This is a genomic window from Tumebacillus amylolyticus, assembly GCF_016722965.1.
Lineage (GTDB): Bacteria > Bacillota > Bacilli > Tumebacillales > Tumebacillaceae > Tumebacillus > Tumebacillus amylolyticus.
Map to the genome: position 1 here is coordinate 44998 of NZ_JAEQNB010000006.1, position 18320 is coordinate 63317.

Consider the following 18320-nt stretch of genomic DNA (forward strand, 5'->3'; position numbering starts at 1 on the left):
TATCCTTAGATAAGCAGGTTTTTTTATTCCGCAGAGCGAAAGGTTTTAGGTAGTAAAGGGGAGATGACAGATGGAGAAGATGTACTTGATTGACGGCCACGCCGATATCCTGTATCGAATGGAGAAGGAAGGCCTCGATTTCCACAACCCGAATTCCGGATTGCACTTGGGTTATGATCGACTGGCGAAGGCCGGCATCGATCTGCAGTTCTTTGTGCTGTTCTCCGGACCTCCGTACACCCCGGAAGAGCAATTGACGATGACCCTCGGCTATATCGACACCTTCTATGAAGTGGTCTGCAAGCACGGCATCCGTCCGGTGCTCTCGCGTGTTGATCTGCAAAAAAATCTCGAGTTGGGCGTCCGTTCCGGCCTGCTCTCGATCGAAGGCGGCGACCTCCTGCAAGGAGACATCCGCATCCTGCGCATGATGTATCGAATGGGCGTGCGTGCGATGGGGCTGACGTGGAACAACGGCAACTGCATCGCCGACGGTGTAGGCGAAGTGGAAGACCGCGGCTTGACTGCCTTTGGCCGACAAGTGGTGCAAGAGATGAACTCTCTGGGCATGGTCGTCGACGTAGCGCATCTGGCTCCGCGCGGCTTCTGGGACGTGATGGAACTCTCCCAAGCGCCGGTCATCGCTTCTCACGCCAACGCCAGCGCCATTCATGACCACCGTCGCAATTTGACGGACGATCAACTGAAAGCGTTGTTCAAAACCAACGGACTGGTCGGCGTCACCTACGTGCCGGCGTTCATCTGCAACGGTCCGGCGTCGATCTCGCATCTCATGCGCCACATCGACCACATCCTCTCGCTTGGCGGAGAGAACCACCTCGGTTTCGGCTCGGACTTCGACGGCATCGAAACCACGATGACCGACTTGGAGCACGGCGAGCATTACCACCGCTTGATCGAAGCGGTGAACAAAGCATACGGCGACGACGTGACGCGCAAGATATGTGGAGGCAACTTCAAGCGCGTGTTGGAAAGCATTCTGAAGGAGTAGGTGCACATGGCGATTGCAGATTTGCATGCCCACACCACGGCGAGCGACGGCACGTTTACGCCGCGTGAACTGGTGGAGCGGGCTCACCAAAATGGCCTCGCAGCGCTTGCGGTCACCGACCACGACACGATGGGCGGACTTCCCGAAGCACAAGCTGCAGGCGCGGAGTTCGGTGTTGAGATCGTGCCGGGGATTGAACTGAGCACCGTGTTTGAGGGCAAGGAAGTCCATGTCCTCGGCTACTACTACGATCCGACCCATCCGGCGTTGGTCGAGTTGACGACCCAAATGCGCGAAGACCGTGTCAACCGCATGGAGAAAATGGTCGTCAAACTGCAAGAAGCGGGCATCGACATCACCCGCGAAGAAATCCAAGCAGAAGCGGCGGGAGCGATCGGCCGCCCGCACTTCGCCCGCGTGTTGATGAAAAAAGGCTATGTCAGCACCATGCCCGAAGCTTTCGAAAAATACTTAGGTTACGGGAAGCCGGGTTATGTCTCCCGCATGAAGGTCACTCCGGTGCAAGCGGTCGAAGTGGTTCTCGCAGCGGGCGGCGTGCCGGTTGTCGCCCATCCGGGTCTCATCGGCAAAGACTATCTGTTCGACGAACTCGTGCCGCATGGTCTGATCGGACTGGAAGCGTCTCACCCCGACCACGATGAGGAAAAAAGGCAGCATTACAAAACGCTCGCTGCCCATCACGGCTTGCTCGCCACCGGAGGCTCCGACTTCCACGGCGGCGGTGCCGAGCATCGCGGAGAGCTGGGTTCTGTCAACGTCCCGCTGGACGTCGTTCGCCAGTTGCAAGCGAAGTCCGCGTATTTCCAATCGCAAAACAACAACGCCAAAGGGTAATTCTGCCGCGACCGCCTGTTTCTAACAGGTGGTCTTTTTTGTTTTTGAGGAAAACTACTGCCAAGAAAGAGTTGACTTCGCTATAATGTGAGGGGGAGAACTGGATGCAAATTCCGGTCGGTGTATCGGCAAGGCATATCCACCTGAGCCAAGAGCACCTCACCGCGCTGTTTGGTGCCGGCGCTCAGTTGCACCCGAAAAAAGCTCTGTCACAACCGGGGCAGTATGCTTCCGAAGAAACGGTCGATCTCCAAGGCCCGCGCGGCAAGATCGAACGCGTGCGTGTGCTGGGCCCTGTGCGCCCGGAGACGCAGTTGGAAGTTTCCAAGACCGATCTGCTCAAACTGGGCATGCAAGCACCGGTACGGGAATCGGGTCAGATCGAAGGTTCGCCCGGTCTCACGATCATCGGGCCGCAGGGACAGGTGCAATTGGAAAAAGGCGTGATCGTCGCGAAGCGACACGTTCACTTTTCCCCGGACGAGGCTCGGAGGTACGGTGTGCGCGACGGGCAATTCCTGACGCTCCGCACGTCGGGGGAGCGCGGGTTGATTTTTGAACATGTGTCGGCGCGTGTGTCGCCCAAATACAAGTTGGACTTCCACCTCGACACCGACGAAGCGAATGCCGCCGGTGTGCAGACCGGAGATGAGGCGGAAGTGATTGAACTGGACGGCTTGCACGAGCAAGAGCATTTCCACGGAAATGAGATTGTTCGTGTGAATTCGAGTCCTAAAATTGAAAAACCGACGGAATTTGTCAGGTAATGGAGAATAAAACGCATGGGATTTCATGAATTGGACGCCAAAGAACTTTATGACGTGTCGGGGCGAGTGTTGATCGATGTTCGCTCACCCGGCGAATTTGCAGAAGGCACGATTCCGGGCGCTGTGAACGTGCCGCTTTTTACCAATGACGAACGGGCGATGATCGGGACGGTGTACAAGCAGGAGAGTCCGGCTGCGGCGCGCAGACTCGCGATGCTCACCGTTTCGCCCAAGATTCCGCAGTTGGTGGAACAGATGGAAGAGCTGATGAAGCAGGGCGAGTTGGTGATCTTCTGCTGGCGGGGCGGCATGCGCAGTTTTGCGGCTTGCACGTTCATGTCTCTGTTGAAATATGACGTGAAGCGTCTGCGCGGCGGCTACCGTGCGTATCGCCAACTGGTTTTGGAAGGTCTTGCGGTCTACGATGGGCTGCCGAGCCCGCCGATCGTCCTGCACGGGATGACGGGTGTGGGCAAGACTCGACTCTTGCTGATGCTCAAAGAGCGCGGGCACCAAGTGCTCGATCTGGAAGGCATGGCGAACCACCGCGGGTCGGTGTTTGGCGCCATCGGGCTTGGGAAACCGCACAGCCAAAAAATCTTCGACTCCATGCTCTGGGAATCGATTCGCGAATTGAATCCCGAGAAGCCGATCTTCATGGAAGCGGAGAGCCGCCGCATCGGGCATTCGGTGATGCCGGAATGGCTGGAACAGGACAAGATCCACGGCCAACACGTGCTGATCGAAGCGTCGCTTGGATCTCGTGTCGAGCGACTGATGGACGACTACTTGGCGCAAGGCGACCAAGAGGTTTTGAAAAAAGGGCTCAACGACGCGTTGACCTCCATCCAAAAACGCATGCCGCGCGATCTCCTTCTGGAGCTGCGGGCGATGCTGGAACAGCAGGAGTATGCCCGTTTCACAGGGCAACTTTTGGAAGGGTATTACGATCCGAAGTACGAGCACAAATTGAAAACCTACCAGTCCGAAATGCTCACTGTGGACGCGGACGATCTCGACCGGGCGGTTTTGCGTCTGGAAGTGTTGTCCGATCAGGTGATGCGCGATCGAATCAAGGGAGAGATACTGTCATGACGATGAAACTGCGAATCTTGGGTGAAACGGGGCCGTTCCCGGCTCCGGGCGGTGCGACGACCGGTCTGTTGCTGTCTACGGAGGAGGGCAACGTCTTGATCGACTGCGGGAGCGGGGTCGTGTCGGAACTGCTGAAGCATGTCGAGGTCAAAGACATCGACGCGCTGATCGTCACGCACCACCACGCGGACCACACGGTCGACATCCCGGTGTTGCGCTACGCCGTGATGATTCACCGCCTGCACGGGCACCGTACCGAGCCTTTGCCGATCTACGCCAACAAGGAACCGGCGGCCGACTTCGCGACAATGCCGCTTGAAGACCACGTCAGCGCCATCCCGCTCGATGCGCAGTCGGAAGTGACGCTGTGCGGCATCAAGTTTACGTTCACCAACACCGTACACGCCGTCCCGTGCTTGGCCGTGTCCGCCGAGTATCAGGGCAAGCGCTTCGTGTTCTCCGCCGACTCAGGGCTTTCTGAGAACTTGGAGAAGCTCGCGGAGGGCGCCGACTTTTTCCTCTGTGAAGCGTCGTGGTTGCACAAGGACAAAGGCCCGGACTTCATCGGACACCTGACTTCCAAGGAAGTCGGTCAGATCGGCAAGCGCCGCAACGTGAAACGACTCTGCCTGACGCATTTCTATCCGGATTACGATCGCACGCTGCTTCAAGCGGAAGCCGCCGAAGAATTCGGTCGTGAAGTTCTGATCGCAACCAAAGGCGACGTCTACGAAATTTAACCGCGAAAAAAACCCCGCGTCTCGTTGGAGACGCGGGGTTCGCCTTGTGGGGCGGAAGTTACAGCCCGATTTTGTCGTGGAAGTTGCGCTTCCTCGATTTGTGGGTCAAGCTGTGCTTCGGCTGTTGACCGGTCTGCGATTTGTACTCGCGCGGACGCGGTCTCCCCGCGGGCTTGTACAGTTCGGTGGCGAACTCTTCGTGAGCAAAGTCGACTTTGTTACGGAAGATGTCCTTGTGGTTCGGCATGTGCTCTCCCACCTTTCACCGGATTGGTCTGTACTCGCTAGGTAGAGTATCCATAAAACGCAGGAGACATGCGAAGAAAATTATGCTAACGTTAAGGTATGGAGTTTTTTTGGAGGGAAGTCAGCTATGATTCGAAAATACCGGGCGCGCGACCGTCAAGCGGTCGTTCAACTGGTCACATCTTGCGACCACATGCACCCGCATGACATTCAAAGCGTACTGGACGGAGACACGGTCTACCTGTGCGAGCAGAAGGGCTCTCTAGTAGGCGTTGCAGTCGTCAACGCAATGGAGCGCACGGTGCTCGGCAAGACGTGTGAACTGTATCTCCTGACGGCTCCTGCAGCCCGTAAGCGCGGCATCGGTCGTACACTGTGGGAGAAAATATGGCCGTCCGTCCTTGCCTCCGATCCAGACACAGTCACCGTGCAATACCGACTCGATGAGGGCGACACCCGCGACTTTTTTCAAAAGCGGGGGTTTGAACGCTGGTTGACGTTGCATCAGATGCACTATCGGGGCGAGAAGTTCCCGGAGCCGAATCTGCAAGCCCGCCAGTACCAAGACTGTGATTTTGATCAATATGTACAGCTCTTGAGCGATGCGTTTTACAACTTGCGGCAAGAAAACGACTGCCACCCGTTCGCACTGGTCGATTCGGTGACGAACCAGTCCCGGTCCTTGTTGGAACAACACCGGGAGTCTCTCTATGTGTTCACACTCGGGGAGGAGATCATCGGTTCGTTTGCGGTGAAAGGCCCCGCGGAGATCGACGATCTGTTCGTCGCTCCGACGTTCCAAGGCCAAGGCTTGGGGCGCAAGATCACCCAGTTTGCCGTCAACCGCATGCTCGAACGCGGAGCCAACCCCGTCACGCTGTCCGTCGTAACCACCAACACCAACGCCTATGACATGTACGAAAGCTTGGGTTTCCAACGCGTGCAGACCTCTGAGATTAGCCGGATGACATTTAAAACACCGTGAGAAGCCCTATGTTTGTATTGGGGCTTTTTTTTGTTAATTAAAAAAAGGGATTGTCAGGCAGCGGTGGATCTGTTTATAATAATCTTGCGAATGATAATCATTATCAGTCGCGAAAACCAGGAGGAACTTCAGATGATCACCCGACAGAAACAAACAGGGTCGCTGTTGCTTGCGACCGTACTTCTCATGACGACGATGCTAAGCGGTTGCTCGGCACATCGTGCCGCTTCCAAAGATGTTGAGAACCCGGGCGATCAACCTCAAGCCGTGGAGAAGACGGTACACAACTTGTGGGAGGACACTTCGATTACCGGGACACCCAAGCGTGTGGTTTCGCTTGATTTCTCGTTGACGGACGCGTTGACGGCATTGGGCGTGCAACCGACCGGAGTCGCCGGTACCGGGCAGACGCAGGTCCCCGAATACATCCAAGATAGAATCCAAGGCTTTACCTACGTGGGCGAGCGCAACGATCCGAATTTGGATCTGATTCGTTCGATCAAGCCGGACCTCATCCTCGCCGACCCCGACCGTAGCAAGAACGTCAAGGCTCCGCTTCAATCGATCGCGCCGACTCTCGCGCTCAACGACTCTTCGTACCAAGAAATGATTGAGAACTTGATCGTGCTCGGCGACGTGCTCGACCGCAAGGAGCAAGCGGAGAAAGCCAAGCAAGAACTTTTGACGAAGATCTCCTCCGTCAAGTCGAAAGTCGAAGGCAATCCGACCGTGTTGGTGGTCGGCGGTTTCGGAGACGATCTCACCGTGTGGCTGTCCAATTCTTTTGTCGGCTCGCTGTTGAAGGACGTCGGTCTGACCTACGAGATGCCCGGTCAGAAAATCGACAATCTGGGCGGCAACGATGTCTCCGTTTTGACGATGGAGCAATTGGCGCAAATGGACCCGGACTATCTGTTCTTCTACGGTGAATCGTTGCTCTACCGGGACGACCCGCTCTACCAGAACCTCAAATCGGTCAAAAATCACCACTTGCTCGAAGTGGATCGCAACCTGTGGTCTCGTGGTCGGGGTCCGATTGCGGCGGGAAAAATCCTCGATGAAGCCTTGCCGTTGCTAACTTCGAAGTAGGAGTGTGTAACTTTCGCTTAAAACAAAATAAGAGGGTGAGAAATGCTTCTCGACCTCTTATTTATTTTTGCCTTAAACGTTTGATTTTACATTAGGAACCCGTTACAATGATGTAAGATTATGCAAATGTGCATGAAGTTGATGCGTTGATTGTGAGTTAGATTGCAGGTATCCGTGGGTTAACAGACAAACGAGGTGAGGCAGAAATGACGGATGCAGTTGTGATAAAGGAACGGATGGATGCCGAAGAAGATCGAATCTGGCAGCATCTGCGAGTCGCGCGGCCCGAGGTCGCCCATGAGTTTCTGAAGTTGATTCCGGCGGGACGGAGAGGCATTCTGCACCGCTTGGTGCAAGCGATTGTCCGTGAGAACATCGCCGGGCTTGGAGGGCGCAGCACTTGGCGAGAGCAAGATTCCCGCCTGGTGATCCAACTTGCCGCAGGAGCGAAGTTGGAGGTCCCGGTCGCGGGCCGACATACACTGGGTCGATTCGATCTGGGCGAGGGAGACGTGCAGGTGACTTCCGCGAGTGGAGAGGTTCATCGAATCGACCATCCCGCCCACGTCATCGATTTGCTGGAAAATGAGGGCCTGCCCTCGGGAAGTCTCGTGCGGTTCCGCGAAGAGATGCAGAACAGCGCAGCCAACCTCGCTTTGGCGCTGGCCGGTGCGAAGTTTCGAAAGCAAGAGGTCGTTCGAGAAGCCAAGGTGGTCGGAAGCAACACGGCGCTTGAGTACGCGGCGTATTGGAAAGCGGTGGACGGCACGTTCTCACCGCTGGCCTTTTTCGAACAATGGGTGGTGGAGGGTCATCCTCTGCATCCGGGTGCCAAGATCAAGATGGGCCTCGACGTTGCCGACGTTTTGCGCTACTCACCGGAATGGGGGGCCACGCCGGGCGTTGTGCCGATCGCCGTACGCAAGGACGCCTGCCGATACATCTCCTTTGCAGACAAGAGCCCCGGCGACATACTTTTGGCGGAGCATCCGGGCTTGGAGGGCTTGATGACAGCCAAGTTGACGGAAAAAGGTCTGAATCCGGACGACTACGAACTGATCCCGATGCATCCGTGGCAGTACGACCACACGTTGCCCGCTCTGTATCGGAAGGCTTTGGAGTCGGGTGAGGTTGTTCCGCTCCCCGAGTTTCGCATTCGCACACATGCTTTGATGTCGTTCCGTTCGCTCGCACCGTTTCAGACGCGCGGGTCGGGCAAGCACCATATCAAAACGGCGGTCAACATTCAGACCACGGGAGCGGTACGCACCGTCTCGCCGAACTCCGCCCAGAACGGGCCGTTGCTTTCTCGAATTTTGCGAATTGTCCAAGATCGCGAGCAATCCTTCGGCGGACGCTTTAGGATTCTGACAGAGGAAGTCGGCGTCTACTACCGTCCCTCGGGGGTTGAAGACGCCCTGCTTGGCAAAAACCTCGCCTCGATCTTGCGCGAGAACCCGGAGAACCACGTGGGGGAAAGCGAACTCGCGATGCCGGGTTCGGCACAGCTCGCCGTGTCTCCGGTCAGCGGGAAGCTGATCGTGGGCGAATTGATCGAAGCGTTTGCGTCCAAGCGCGGGTACACCGACTTGCAGGAAGCGGCGGCAGCTTGGATGCAGGAGTACGCAGAGGTTGCGCTGCCCGGTTTTTTGACGGTGATGAGCCGGTACGGCATCTCCTTGGAAGGGCATTTGCAGAACAGCGTCGCCGTCTTCCACGAAGGGGTGCCGGTTCGGATGATCGTCCGCGACTTTGGCGGAGTGCGTATCTTGCGAGAACGGATCGCTCGTCAGGAGTTGCACGCAGAATTTTACCCCGGTTCGGCTACGGTGATCGACGATGTGGAAGACATGCGCAATAAAATCTACTACCCGGTGTTTCAAAACCACTTCGGCGAGCTGATTTTAAGCGTCGTCCGAGCGGTGGGAGTGGAGGAAAAGCGGCTCTGGCAGTCGGTGGCTGCCGTGTGCCGTCGTGTGTTCCACGAGATGAAGCAAGAGTCGGGAAGCATCGGGCAACAGGCGGCCGACGACGAAGCGGCGCTGTTCGCACCGACCTTGGATTTGAAAGCGATGGCGACGATGCGGATCTTGGGCGATGTGACGACGTACACATTTGCTTCTGTGCCAAACCCGATGGCAGATTTTTACTAAGAGCAAGAAAGGACACCTAAGATGACACCTAGGATGACAGCTAGATGGATGACAGAAGAATTATACGTGCTTTGTGAGCGCCTTGGTGATGGAGTATTAGATGAAGAAGAAGAGCGGGTGATGGTCTTTCTGCTCTCGGAGCACCCGGAGATGGTGACGTCGTTTCGGGCGCAGGTTCCCAAGGCGCGGGCGTCGATCTTGCGCCGCTTGGTCGAATCGTTGCTGCGCGAAGATGTCATGGAACTCGCAACGGGCGGCATCGAAGTGGATGACGGAGAGCGGACGTGGTTGCAAGTTCCGATTGATCCGTCGCACGACGAGTGGCTGATGATCCCCATCGGGCGCACCTACGCATTTCGTCGAATCGAGGTGGAGGGTGAGATTCGACATCTCCATGTTGAAAAGGTCAGACCTTTGACACACCCTGTCGAACTGCTGGGTTGCTTGGAGCGCAAAGAGCAAGTGGAGGAAGGTCGTTCGAGCCGTGACTGGATGCAATTGGCACGTGAGTTGCAAAACGGCTGTGCCAATCTCGCACTCGCATTGGCCTACGACGCGGAACAACGCAAGCATTGGCAGACGATCTCCGCTCAAGTGGGCGTACATACGTCGATTGCCTTGGCCGAGCGATTGCAGGCGATGCGCGACGATTTCGATGCGGGGCTGTTCTTCGAGCAGATGTGCGTCGAAGGGCACAACTTGCATCCAGGAGCCAAAACCAAGATGGGCATGGAACCGCGTGACGTCCTCGCCTACGCGCCGGAGTTTCACGGGCGACCGCGTTTGCGCTGGGTGGCGATTCGCCGCGAATGGGCGGGATGGTCGTATGCGGCGCAAGGGGAGGCGGAGCCGAACGCGGCGCTTTTTACCGAGTGGCCGGGAGTGGCGGTAGGTGTGCGCATGGAAATGGAGCGGTTGGGGTTGTCGGAGCACGCGTATCTGGCGGTGCCTGTGCATCCGTGGCAGTATGAGCATGTCTTGCGCGATCTCTATCGTCGAGAGTTGACGGCCGGCTTGGTGGTTCCTCTGCCGGGCGTTGTGACAGCGGCAGGTGCGACGTCCTCGTTTCGCACGGTCATCTCCGACCAATTGGGGAAAAAAGCCCGCCGTTTGGCGGTCAAAGTCGCCGTCAACTCGCAGATGACTTCCACGGTGCGCTCGATCTCGCGCAACACGGCGTTCAACGGACCGCGCTTCACGACGTTGATTCGCGACGTGATGAGCCGTGAGCCGAAGTTGGCGGAGACGTTTGTGCCGGTGAACGAAATTGCAGGATTCTACTTCCAACCGGGTGCGAACGAGAGCGACGGAGAGCTTGGCAAGTTGAAAAGCCGCAACCTCACAGCCGTTTGGCGGGAAGACGTCTCGCAGCATGTCGGAGGCGACGAGTTGGCGATTGCGGGCATCGCGTATTATGCAGAATCGCCGGTCAGCGGACGAACCGTGTTGGAGGAATTGGTGGAGGCGTACGCGCAGACGGTCGGGGTTGACAATTTGCAGATGGCGGCACATCATTTTATGGTTGAATATGCGGAGATTGCGGTGCCGGGATTTTTGACCTTGATGGTCAAGTATGGCATCGGGTTGGAAGGGCACTTGCAAAACAGCGTCGGCGTATTCCGTGCCGGACGCCCGCAGCGGATGCTGTTCCGCGATTGGGGCGGCGTGCGCATTTCTCGTGAGCGCTTGGAAGGTCAAGGGTTGCACTTGGACTTGATGCCGGGCTCGGTCGTTTTGACAGACGATGTGCGGGAGATGCAGAACAAAGTGTTCTACACCGTCTACCAAAACCATCTCGCCGAAATGATCTTGCAACTGAGCAAGCACTTCGGATTGTCGGAAACCGCATTGTGGCGGGAGATTCGTCGGATCTCCGACGCCGTGTTTGAAGACTTGCTGAAGAACCCGCAGACGGCCGATTCGGCACGCGTTGACCTTGAGGCGCTGTACCGTGCAGAAGTCGAGCACAAAGCGTTGACCACCATGCGTTTATCTTCCGAGGAAAAAGGATACTCCTACGCAACCGTCGCCAACCCGCTCTCTCGATAAGAAGTTAGACGTACAAGGAGTCCTGTTTCGTGACACAACTCGTAGTGAACAAAAAAAGCAGCAAAGTCGCCCTGCATTCCCGCCCGTTTCGCACGTATTCGTACGGCAATCTGGTTTCCTATATAGGAGAGTGGATGGACGTCGTGGCGATGAACTGGGCGGTGTTGCAAGGCACGCATTCGCCGATTGCGTTGGGCGTGATCAATGCGTGCCGCTTGGTGCCCGTGTTTTTGTTAAGCGTACCCGCCGGGATGTTGGCGGATCGAATGGATCGGCGGAAACTTTTGATCGCCGTGCAGACCTCGATGACGCTGTTGACGCTCGTGCTCGGGTGGTTGATGCGCGAAGGGTTTCCGTTCTGGATGTTCGCCGCCGTGGTGACGATTCGGGCGGGACTGTCTGCGATGGACCCGCCGATTCGCAATTCCCTGTTGCCAAATCTCGCCCCGCCTGAGCAGTTGACGAGTGCGATTGCGCTGAACGTATCGGTCGCGAACTTGTCGAGGATTATCGGCCCTGCGATTGCCGGGGCGCTTCTGACCCTATTGGAGCCGAATACCTTATTCTGGCTGTCAGCGTCAGGATTCGCTTGTGAAGCGTTGGTGCTCTCGCGGGTGCGTCCGATGTACGGACAGGAAACCGCCGCGACGGCCGCGAAAAAGCACAAAGCCCCGCTCCGCGAAGCCTTGCGCTTCCTCAAGCGAGCGCCCGATGTGCAATCGCTTTTGTTGCTGGCCGTCGTGCCGATGGTGTTTGGTTTTCCGTACTCGTCGCTGATGCCTTTGTTTGCCCGCGACTTGTTTGCACTTGGGCCGGACGGATTCGGAGCGTTGTTGTCCGCTTCGGCAGTCGGGGCGTTGGCAGGGTCGCTGTGGCTGACGATGGGCGGTGAACGGAAGCATCCGGGCAGATGGTTGATTTTGTCTCTGCTCGGGTTCGGGTTGTCGTTGGGTTTGTTCATGCTGGTCGAGGACGTTTGGACGGCAGCGGGGATGATGTTTTTCGTCGGGCTGACGTCCCAAACGTATCGCACGATGAGCCGCATTACGGTGCAGACGCAAGTGCCCGATCATCTGCGCGGGCGGGTGATGAGCCTCGTGCTCATGGACCGTGGTTTCATACCGCTCGGCGCTTTGCTGATCGGCGTCATGGCGGAGCAGACGACCACGTTGACCGCAGGGTTGATGATGGGGGCGGGTTGTATCGCCGTCACACTGCTGATCTTGGCGGTGCGACGACAGCTCTGGCATGTCTAGTGTGAAAAAGAGCAGTGCAGGGGCGTGGCCCCGGCACTGCTTTTTTTATTGGATGTGTGCTAGAATGCTAGGAAACGGAAAATTTAGGGAGTGGAGATTTCATGCAAGAACCCAAATGGCTGACGTGGGCGCAACAATTGCAGGCAATTGCGCAGACGGGGCTAACGTATGTGCAGGATGTATACGACCGCGAGCGGTATGAAGAAATTCGACGGTTGAGTTGTGAGATCGTGGAGACGTATACGAACGGGCCGATGGAGCGCATCGAGCAGTTATTTGCTCATGACGACGGATATGCGACGCCCAAAGTGGACGTGCGGGCGGCGGTGTTTCGTGACGGACGGATCCTGATGTCGCGAGAGAAAGCGGACGGCCTGTGGACCGTGCCCGGCGGTTGGGCGGACGTGGGAATCTCGCCGAGTGAAGCGGCGGTGCTCGAAGTGAAGCAGGAGACGGGGTATGAAGTGAAACCCTTGCGTGTGATCTGCGTATTAGATAACAGAAAGCAGCCGCAACCGCCGCATCCGAACCATATCTACCGTTTGTTTTTCCTCTGTGAATTGGTGGGAGGAGAAGCCCTGCAGGAAACGTTGGAGACGTCGGGTGTTGCGTTTTTCGACTTGGACGAGCTGCCGGAGCTTTCGACGAGTCGGATCACGGAGAGCCAGATTCGGCTGATGTTTGCCCATCACGAGGACCCGTCGAGACCTGTGGACTTCGATTGATTTTAGGTTTTTGTTTAAGCTCTATAAAAATAAATTCTTACTCAGGTCTTCTTGAAGGGGATTTGTAGAGGTAGTATAATCAAGTTGACTAAATTTGTCTGTTTATCTCGAAAGGAGCTTGTTCTATGTCTTTGTTGGGTAAAGTTTTTGCTAGTTTCGGTGTCGGTAATGCGAAAGTAAACACCCACCTCGAATACAGCCAATATCGCATCGGTGACGAAGTGCGCGGCGTCGTCCACATCCAAGGCGGCAACGTCGAGCAAGAAATCGACGAAATCTACCTCTACCTCTTGACCACCCACACCGGCGGCCAAGAGCAAGCGGACAAAGAAATCGCACGCGTTCGTTTGACTGAATCCTTTAAAGTGCTTGAGAACCAAGAAAAGGAGATCCCGTTCTCCTTCATCCTCCCGGAAACCACCCCGATCACCGGCAACGGCCGCATCGTCTGGGTTCACACCGGTCTGGATATCGACAACGCAGTCGACCCGACGGACAACGACCGCATCACGGTTCTGCCGGCTCTGTAAGTGTATGAAAAAAAGCAACCTGTCCCATTGGGGCAGGTTGCTTTTTTTATTCTTCGCAGGCTTGCAAGTGGTTCCGCAATTCGTCTTGCTCCAACTCCTCGCCGATGATCACCGCAAACGCCCGCACGCCTTCGACGTCCGGCCATTCGGTGACGAGCGGGGTTGGGGGGACGTATTGGAATTCGTGGAGGGTGTGGGTTTCGCTGTCTACGTAGAACCCTTTGGCGCGGAGGACGCCTTCGGGGAGGTTGTAGAGGAAGCGGTACATCCGCTCGGCGACGACCGGGCGGGTGAATTCGTAGTGCAGGGTTTGCAAGTTGCCAAAGCTCGTGGCGGGGCGGGAGGTCGGTTTGACTTTCTCCGCCGGGGCTTCGGTGCGCTCCCGGACACGGCGCATGATGCCCTTGGGCAGCGGGGCCGTTTTTTCTGAAGGAGTTGTGAGAGCTGTCGGATGGGGGATGTCCGCGTCTGGGTCGCCGTACTGACTACGTATGTCGAGCAACTGCTTCACATCCACGTTGCCGTTTACGACGGTGAGGATCGGCGCTTTGCCGTTCAACTCGCGCACGACGCTCTCGACGGCGTACTTCCGCTCGAAATCGGCGACATCCGTTTTGGAAATCATCACCACGTCCGCGTACCGCACCTGATCAAACTGGGTGCGCTGCAATTGCGTCTGGGTAAATTCAGGGGGGACTGCAAGCGGGAAACGCGTTGCTCCGACCAGCGTGAACACGCCGCCGAGACTCACGACTTCATGCAATTCCGGTTCGAGTAAGGCATCCACGATATCCACCGGATTCGCCACGCCTGTCGCTTCGAGGAAGATCACATGGGGTTTCGCCATGTCGATCAACTGCAGCATCGCCGACGCCAGACCGCCTTTGACCGTGCAGCAGACGCAGCCTTCCAGCATGTCCATCACAGGCACTTGCGCACCTTGCAGAGAGAGGGTGTCGACGCTCTCCATGCCAAATTCATTCATGACGACCGCGGGACGCAGGCCGTCTTTTTTTACATAGTCCAAGAGGTTCTTCAATAAAGTCGTCTTGCCGGCCCCTAAGAAGCCGGTCAGTATGTACACGGGGATCATGCCGCAAAACTCCTTTCGAACATTCCACCTCCTACTATACACGAAAAAAAGACCCCGCTGAAAGGTGGGGTCTTTTTTGCCGCGATCTACTTGGCACCCGCTTCGATGACGTTGGAATAGACAGTGTCGCATGTGAAACTGATGGCACGTATGGACATCGCCGTACAACGTCTTTTTGTTTTATTTGGTCGATGTAGTCCGTCGAAATGTATGAGATATACGTCATAATTCTTGAGACGCCAAGGTCTCTTTTTTTGATATAGCTACATCCAACGTCACTAAATATGAGATGTAGTTAATCAATACGAAGGTGTTACCACCGTAATCATAAGGTGATCAAAATGTTGGAGGAGACAATACACCCATTATGTGTTTGGGATATACAAAGCATCGTCATCCAACGCATCCTGACTTTATATATTAGTGTTGTTCGAGTGAGAGATGTGAGGCTATCCAGATATGGGATAGTCTTTTCATTTTGAATTTAATTGAGTAATCTGTGTCAAAAGTGGAAATGAGGGACCTTGTTATCAACAACTTTGAGACATGCGTATTCAGCATTATATAGATGACCCAAGATCTATTACGGAACTGGAAGTACCTCATAAATCGCTTTAAGCTCAAGCACGAAAATTTTGGAAAAGACATAAATAGCGTAGTACCTACAGCAATGAATTGGTATTCAGTGGTAATAAGAGATAAAACCAAGCCAAAAATGGCTTGGTTCTTGTTTTCTTAAGAATGTACGTTGATACACACGAGTGTTACTTTGCAGGTTCTATTAGAATGCAACAGTGTGTGGATACTAGAAGTAAACTAGAAATTATTGATATATTAGTGGTGTATACGAAAATTGGTTCTTGCTGTTAGGTATGTTTGTGATACTATTTATAGTACTAGCTTAGTGTACTCCGAGGAGGCGACTCATCAACCATGACTGTTCAAATCAAAAAAATGATTGCTCACGAAATTGATTTAGATAGATCCGATGTATACACAAGTGATGAGTTAGTCGATGTTTCAAATCTTTCCGAAGAGATTTTGAAGTTTTTTATTGAACATATCAACACGGGTGTGATTGATAACAAAATCAAGTCCTGCGTATTTCTTCAAGACATGGCAACCGTATTACGTCAAGTGGATGACTTCGTTAAGGATCTTAGTGATGAAGAAGCATTCTTGTACATGACGCAAAGTATGACCCACAATTTATATAGTGCAATGGAAGCTTCGAGTAGTAAAAGTTCTGGTACTGTGGTTTTCATCCATTACTTTGATACTGAGCGGGATATGGATTTTTTATCGATCTTAAAAATGGATCCAAGTAATGGAATACAGTATCATCCGGAAACGCGTGTTTTCACTCTTCGTGCTAAAATGCTACCAAGTTCGAGAGAACGTTTGCATAAGAGCGCCTTCATAAAACTCGTAGATGGTCTTTGGAGTGAAAAACTTCACCTATATGTACTGGATAAGCAAAAGAAAACTGACACGCCTACAAAGTTCTTTATGACAGCTTTTTTACAGTCTAAAGAGTTGGTGAACAATAAACAGTCTACAGAACTGGTTGAACGAATTTTGATTGATAATGCAGACCAAGGTCTATTCGGAGATATTGATACGATAAAGTTCCGTGAAAAAGTGGATCGACTCATGGTCAACAATTCGGTATTCAACTTTGATACGAAAGTAGATGAACTTCTCATTGAATACTTCCCTGGTGAAGGCGATCGAAACAACCTTGTTGAGATCATGAAGAGTGAACTAAGAAATAAGGAAGAGACGGTACAGTTTGAATTTACTGTTGAGAAAACAAACATGATTTTTGTTCTTTCTGATAAGAACAGAGGGATCAAGTTTGAATTTCCAGAACATCTTAAGGGTGGTGACATCAAAATCAATACCGTAGACGAACATGGTGAACCTGTTACCGTCATTAAAGTATATAATGCGGACCTTAAGGAAAGCCAAAGGATATCTCGAAAAGGTGTTGAGGTATAATGCTTCCCCTTGAAACCATACAAAGGTTTTTGAGTGATCTATCGAAGGATTTGGAGGAGGTTAGGTGGGTAGAAACTTTTGAGGCTCTCCGATTCCGCTATAAAAGTAGTGCTGCAAGTTTCTCTGCCATAGCAAGTAAAGAAATTTACAAAGAACTGATAAGTCAGATACGGTTAGAGGTTCAACTTTTAGAGCGTAGTTCTCGTAATTTGGGTTATGAACAATTCGCAGAACTACTCAGAACGGAGCAAATCCGTGAGAGTGAAGAAGTCGAAATAATTTCTTCGATCAACAAAACATCAGAAATCGGCATAGACAATAATGATGTCTTGTTTTTTCGCCCAAGTTCTTTTAGTAAAGCATTTGCTGTTGATCAGTCTATTTTTGAGCAGTTTATTTCAAGTTGTGACTTCACTAAGAAAATCCGAGTGTTTTTATCAATCAACGAGCATGTAATGAATGAATATCTAACTCTTGCTCCATTGAAAGAATTCTTGCCTAATACAGTCGGATGTTCTGACGAAGCCAACGATGCACGGCAAAGAATCCTAAAGCAACGCGAAGAACTAACCCGAATAGGTAAAAGCTACCCGATTCCAGACCTGTTTGTTATCGAATTGAATGATGAAGAAATACAGAAAGTGTTTAATCGAAACCTTTTTATTGCAGTCCTTACCCACTTGTCGAACAAAGTAGATGGTCGTTCATTTCAAATCAAAGGGAGCAAGTCTATTGAGATCAATATCATCGAAGAGTTTTCACCGAAAAATTCCAAGGTGATTCACCACATCTTCGAGTATACATATGGTCTTAAAGATAAGCACACATTTGAAAAAGTACAAATTGTAAGAAACGTTCTCTCACTCTATTTGTATGATAATTCGGCAGAAAAGCTTGATTCGATTCTCACGAAGGTGCGACAAGATGTTGAGAGGCATTTCACACTATACATCAACGACACAATAAAAAAATTCCTGGATGAAACGAAAAATGAAATCAAAGAAGCTCACAAATATGCGGGTGATATAAGAGGCGAAGCTGACAAGGTTACCACTAGCATCAATACCTCAATGCTTAGTCTACTTACCACTGTTTTTACAGGTGCTATTGCTCTGATCGGTAAATATGATCGTTGGGTTCTGATCGTTGCCTTCATACTTCATCTTGTGTATCTAAGCACATCTTATTACTTTAATAGCAATCAAACTCAACGTAGAAAAAATGATATTGACCGTACTTTCAATTCTTATAAAGCTGAATTCGTTAGTATCAGTGATGAAGAATGGGATAAAATTAAAGATATATATTACTCTCCAGCAGTTGATGCCCTCAGCACTATTCAAGATAGATATAAGTCAATAACGTTAATTCTTGTGGGGATAATGTCAGTGTTGGTATTATTGACGATTTTGGCTCCTGCAAGTTTCTTCAAAAAAGATGATGGGTCAAAAAATAAACAAAATGGAATCGAATTCGTTCGAATTACTGTATGAGAAAAGAGCCGATTAATTTTAGGGCTCTTTTTTTGTTCTCACCATGAAATACGAATTACCACACTAACCGAATTGCTACCTGTTAAAATATATATTCAATCGGTATTAAGCGCGTAGGAGTGCTACATCTAACAAGTGACTGCAAAAGTGTGACAACAATCGCGTGGTAAACTAATTAATAATACTTACCGATTTGTAAATTCCCCATATTGATACATAAGTGAAAATAGA

At 52.8% G+C, this 18320-nt stretch carries 15 protein-coding genes and 1 pseudogene; 14 read left to right on the plus strand and 2 right to left on the minus strand.

Annotated elements, in window-relative coordinates:
• The first annotated feature begins 70 nt into the window (after positions 1 to 70).
• The 5 genes and pseudogenes from JJB07_RS17895 to JJB07_RS17915 all read left to right on the plus strand — a co-directional run bounded on the left by JJB07_RS17895 (position 71) and on the right by JJB07_RS17915 (position 4469).
• Positions 71 to 1012, plus strand: coding sequence for a dipeptidase (locus JJB07_RS17895; RefSeq protein ID WP_201637418.1), 942 nt, complete (start codon positions 71 to 73; stop codon positions 1010 to 1012).
• A gap of 6 nt (positions 1013 to 1018) precedes the next feature.
• On the plus strand, positions 1019 to 1867 hold the full coding sequence (locus JJB07_RS17900; RefSeq protein WP_201637420.1) for a PHP domain-containing protein: 849 nt from the start codon (positions 1019 to 1021) through the stop codon (positions 1865 to 1867).
• Positions 1868 to 1971: 104 nt separating this feature from the next.
• Positions 1972 to 2532 (plus strand): annotated as a pseudogene (pduL, locus tag JJB07_RS17905) (phosphate propanoyltransferase); the annotation flags it as partial.
• A 117-nt stretch (positions 2533 to 2649) separates the two neighbouring features.
• Positions 2650 to 3729 (plus strand): tRNA 2-selenouridine(34) synthase MnmH, encoded by a 1080-nt coding sequence (gene mnmH / locus JJB07_RS17910; protein ID WP_201637424.1) that lies wholly within the window; start codon positions 2650 to 2652, stop codon positions 3727 to 3729.
• Complete coding sequence (locus JJB07_RS17915; protein WP_201637426.1) at positions 3726 to 4469, plus strand: MBL fold metallo-hydrolase; 744 nt, start codon at positions 3726 to 3728, stop codon at positions 4467 to 4469. Before mnmH ends, JJB07_RS17915 begins: the two co-directional genes overlap by 4 nt.
• A gap of 58 nt (positions 4470 to 4527) precedes the next feature.
• Here the strand turns inward: JJB07_RS17915 and JJB07_RS17920 are convergent, their stop codons facing one another.
• Positions 4528 to 4716, minus strand: coding sequence for a hypothetical protein (locus JJB07_RS17920; protein WP_201637428.1), 189 nt, complete (start codon positions 4714 to 4716; stop codon positions 4528 to 4530).
• Between the two features lie 126 nt (positions 4717 to 4842).
• On the opposite strand from JJB07_RS17920, the gene JJB07_RS17925 reads away from it, so the two are divergent.
• From JJB07_RS17925 to JJB07_RS17955, 7 genes are all read left to right on the plus strand, one after another.
• Positions 4843 to 5700: a GNAT family N-acetyltransferase gene (locus JJB07_RS17925; protein ID WP_201637430.1), complete on the plus strand. Its 858-nt coding sequence runs from the start codon at positions 4843 to 4845 to the stop codon at positions 5698 to 5700.
• A gap of 132 nt (positions 5701 to 5832) precedes the next feature.
• Positions 5833 to 6789 (plus strand): ABC transporter substrate-binding protein, encoded by a 957-nt coding sequence (locus JJB07_RS17930; RefSeq protein ID WP_201637432.1) that lies wholly within the window; start codon positions 5833 to 5835, stop codon positions 6787 to 6789.
• Positions 6790 to 6995: 206 nt separating this feature from the next.
• Positions 6996 to 8942 carry an IucA/IucC family protein gene (locus JJB07_RS17935; protein WP_201637433.1) on the plus strand — a complete coding sequence of 649 codons (1947 nt, stop codon included), beginning with the start codon at positions 6996 to 6998 and terminating at the stop codon, positions 8940 to 8942.
• Between the two features lie 48 nt (positions 8943 to 8990).
• Positions 8991 to 10991, plus strand: coding sequence for an IucA/IucC family protein (locus JJB07_RS17940; RefSeq protein WP_201637434.1), 2001 nt, complete (start codon positions 8991 to 8993; stop codon positions 10989 to 10991).
• Between the two features lie 29 nt (positions 10992 to 11020).
• Entirely contained in the window at positions 11021 to 12247 is a 1227-nt protein-coding gene (locus JJB07_RS17945) for an MFS transporter (RefSeq protein WP_347338367.1), read from the plus strand.
• A 101-nt stretch (positions 12248 to 12348) separates the two neighbouring features.
• Positions 12349 to 12972, plus strand: coding sequence for an NUDIX hydrolase (locus tag JJB07_RS17950; RefSeq protein WP_201637435.1), 624 nt, complete (start codon positions 12349 to 12351; stop codon positions 12970 to 12972).
• A 125-nt stretch (positions 12973 to 13097) separates the two neighbouring features.
• Positions 13098 to 13502: a sporulation protein gene (locus JJB07_RS17955; protein WP_201637436.1), complete on the plus strand. Its 405-nt coding sequence runs from the start codon at positions 13098 to 13100 to the stop codon at positions 13500 to 13502.
• Positions 13503 to 13548: 46 nt separating this feature from the next.
• Here JJB07_RS17955 and JJB07_RS17960 read toward each other — a convergent pair whose 3' ends face one another.
• On the minus strand, positions 13549 to 14595 hold the full coding sequence (locus tag JJB07_RS17960) for a CobW family GTP-binding protein (protein WP_201637437.1): 1047 nt from the start codon (positions 14593 to 14595) through the stop codon (positions 13549 to 13551).
• 933 nt (positions 14596 to 15528) lie between these two features.
• Here JJB07_RS17960 and JJB07_RS17965 point away from each other — a divergent pair.
• Both JJB07_RS17965 and JJB07_RS17970 read left to right on the plus strand, forming a co-directional pair.
• Positions 15529 to 16596 (plus strand): nucleoid-associated protein, encoded by a 1068-nt coding sequence (locus JJB07_RS17965; RefSeq protein WP_201637438.1) that lies wholly within the window; start codon positions 15529 to 15531, stop codon positions 16594 to 16596.
• Positions 16596 to 18089: a hypothetical protein gene (locus JJB07_RS17970; RefSeq protein WP_201637440.1), complete on the plus strand. Its 1494-nt coding sequence runs from the start codon at positions 16596 to 16598 to the stop codon at positions 18087 to 18089. The genes JJB07_RS17965 and JJB07_RS17970 overlap by 1 nt, the downstream gene beginning before the upstream one ends.
• The last annotated feature ends 231 nt before the right edge of the window (positions 18090 to 18320 follow it).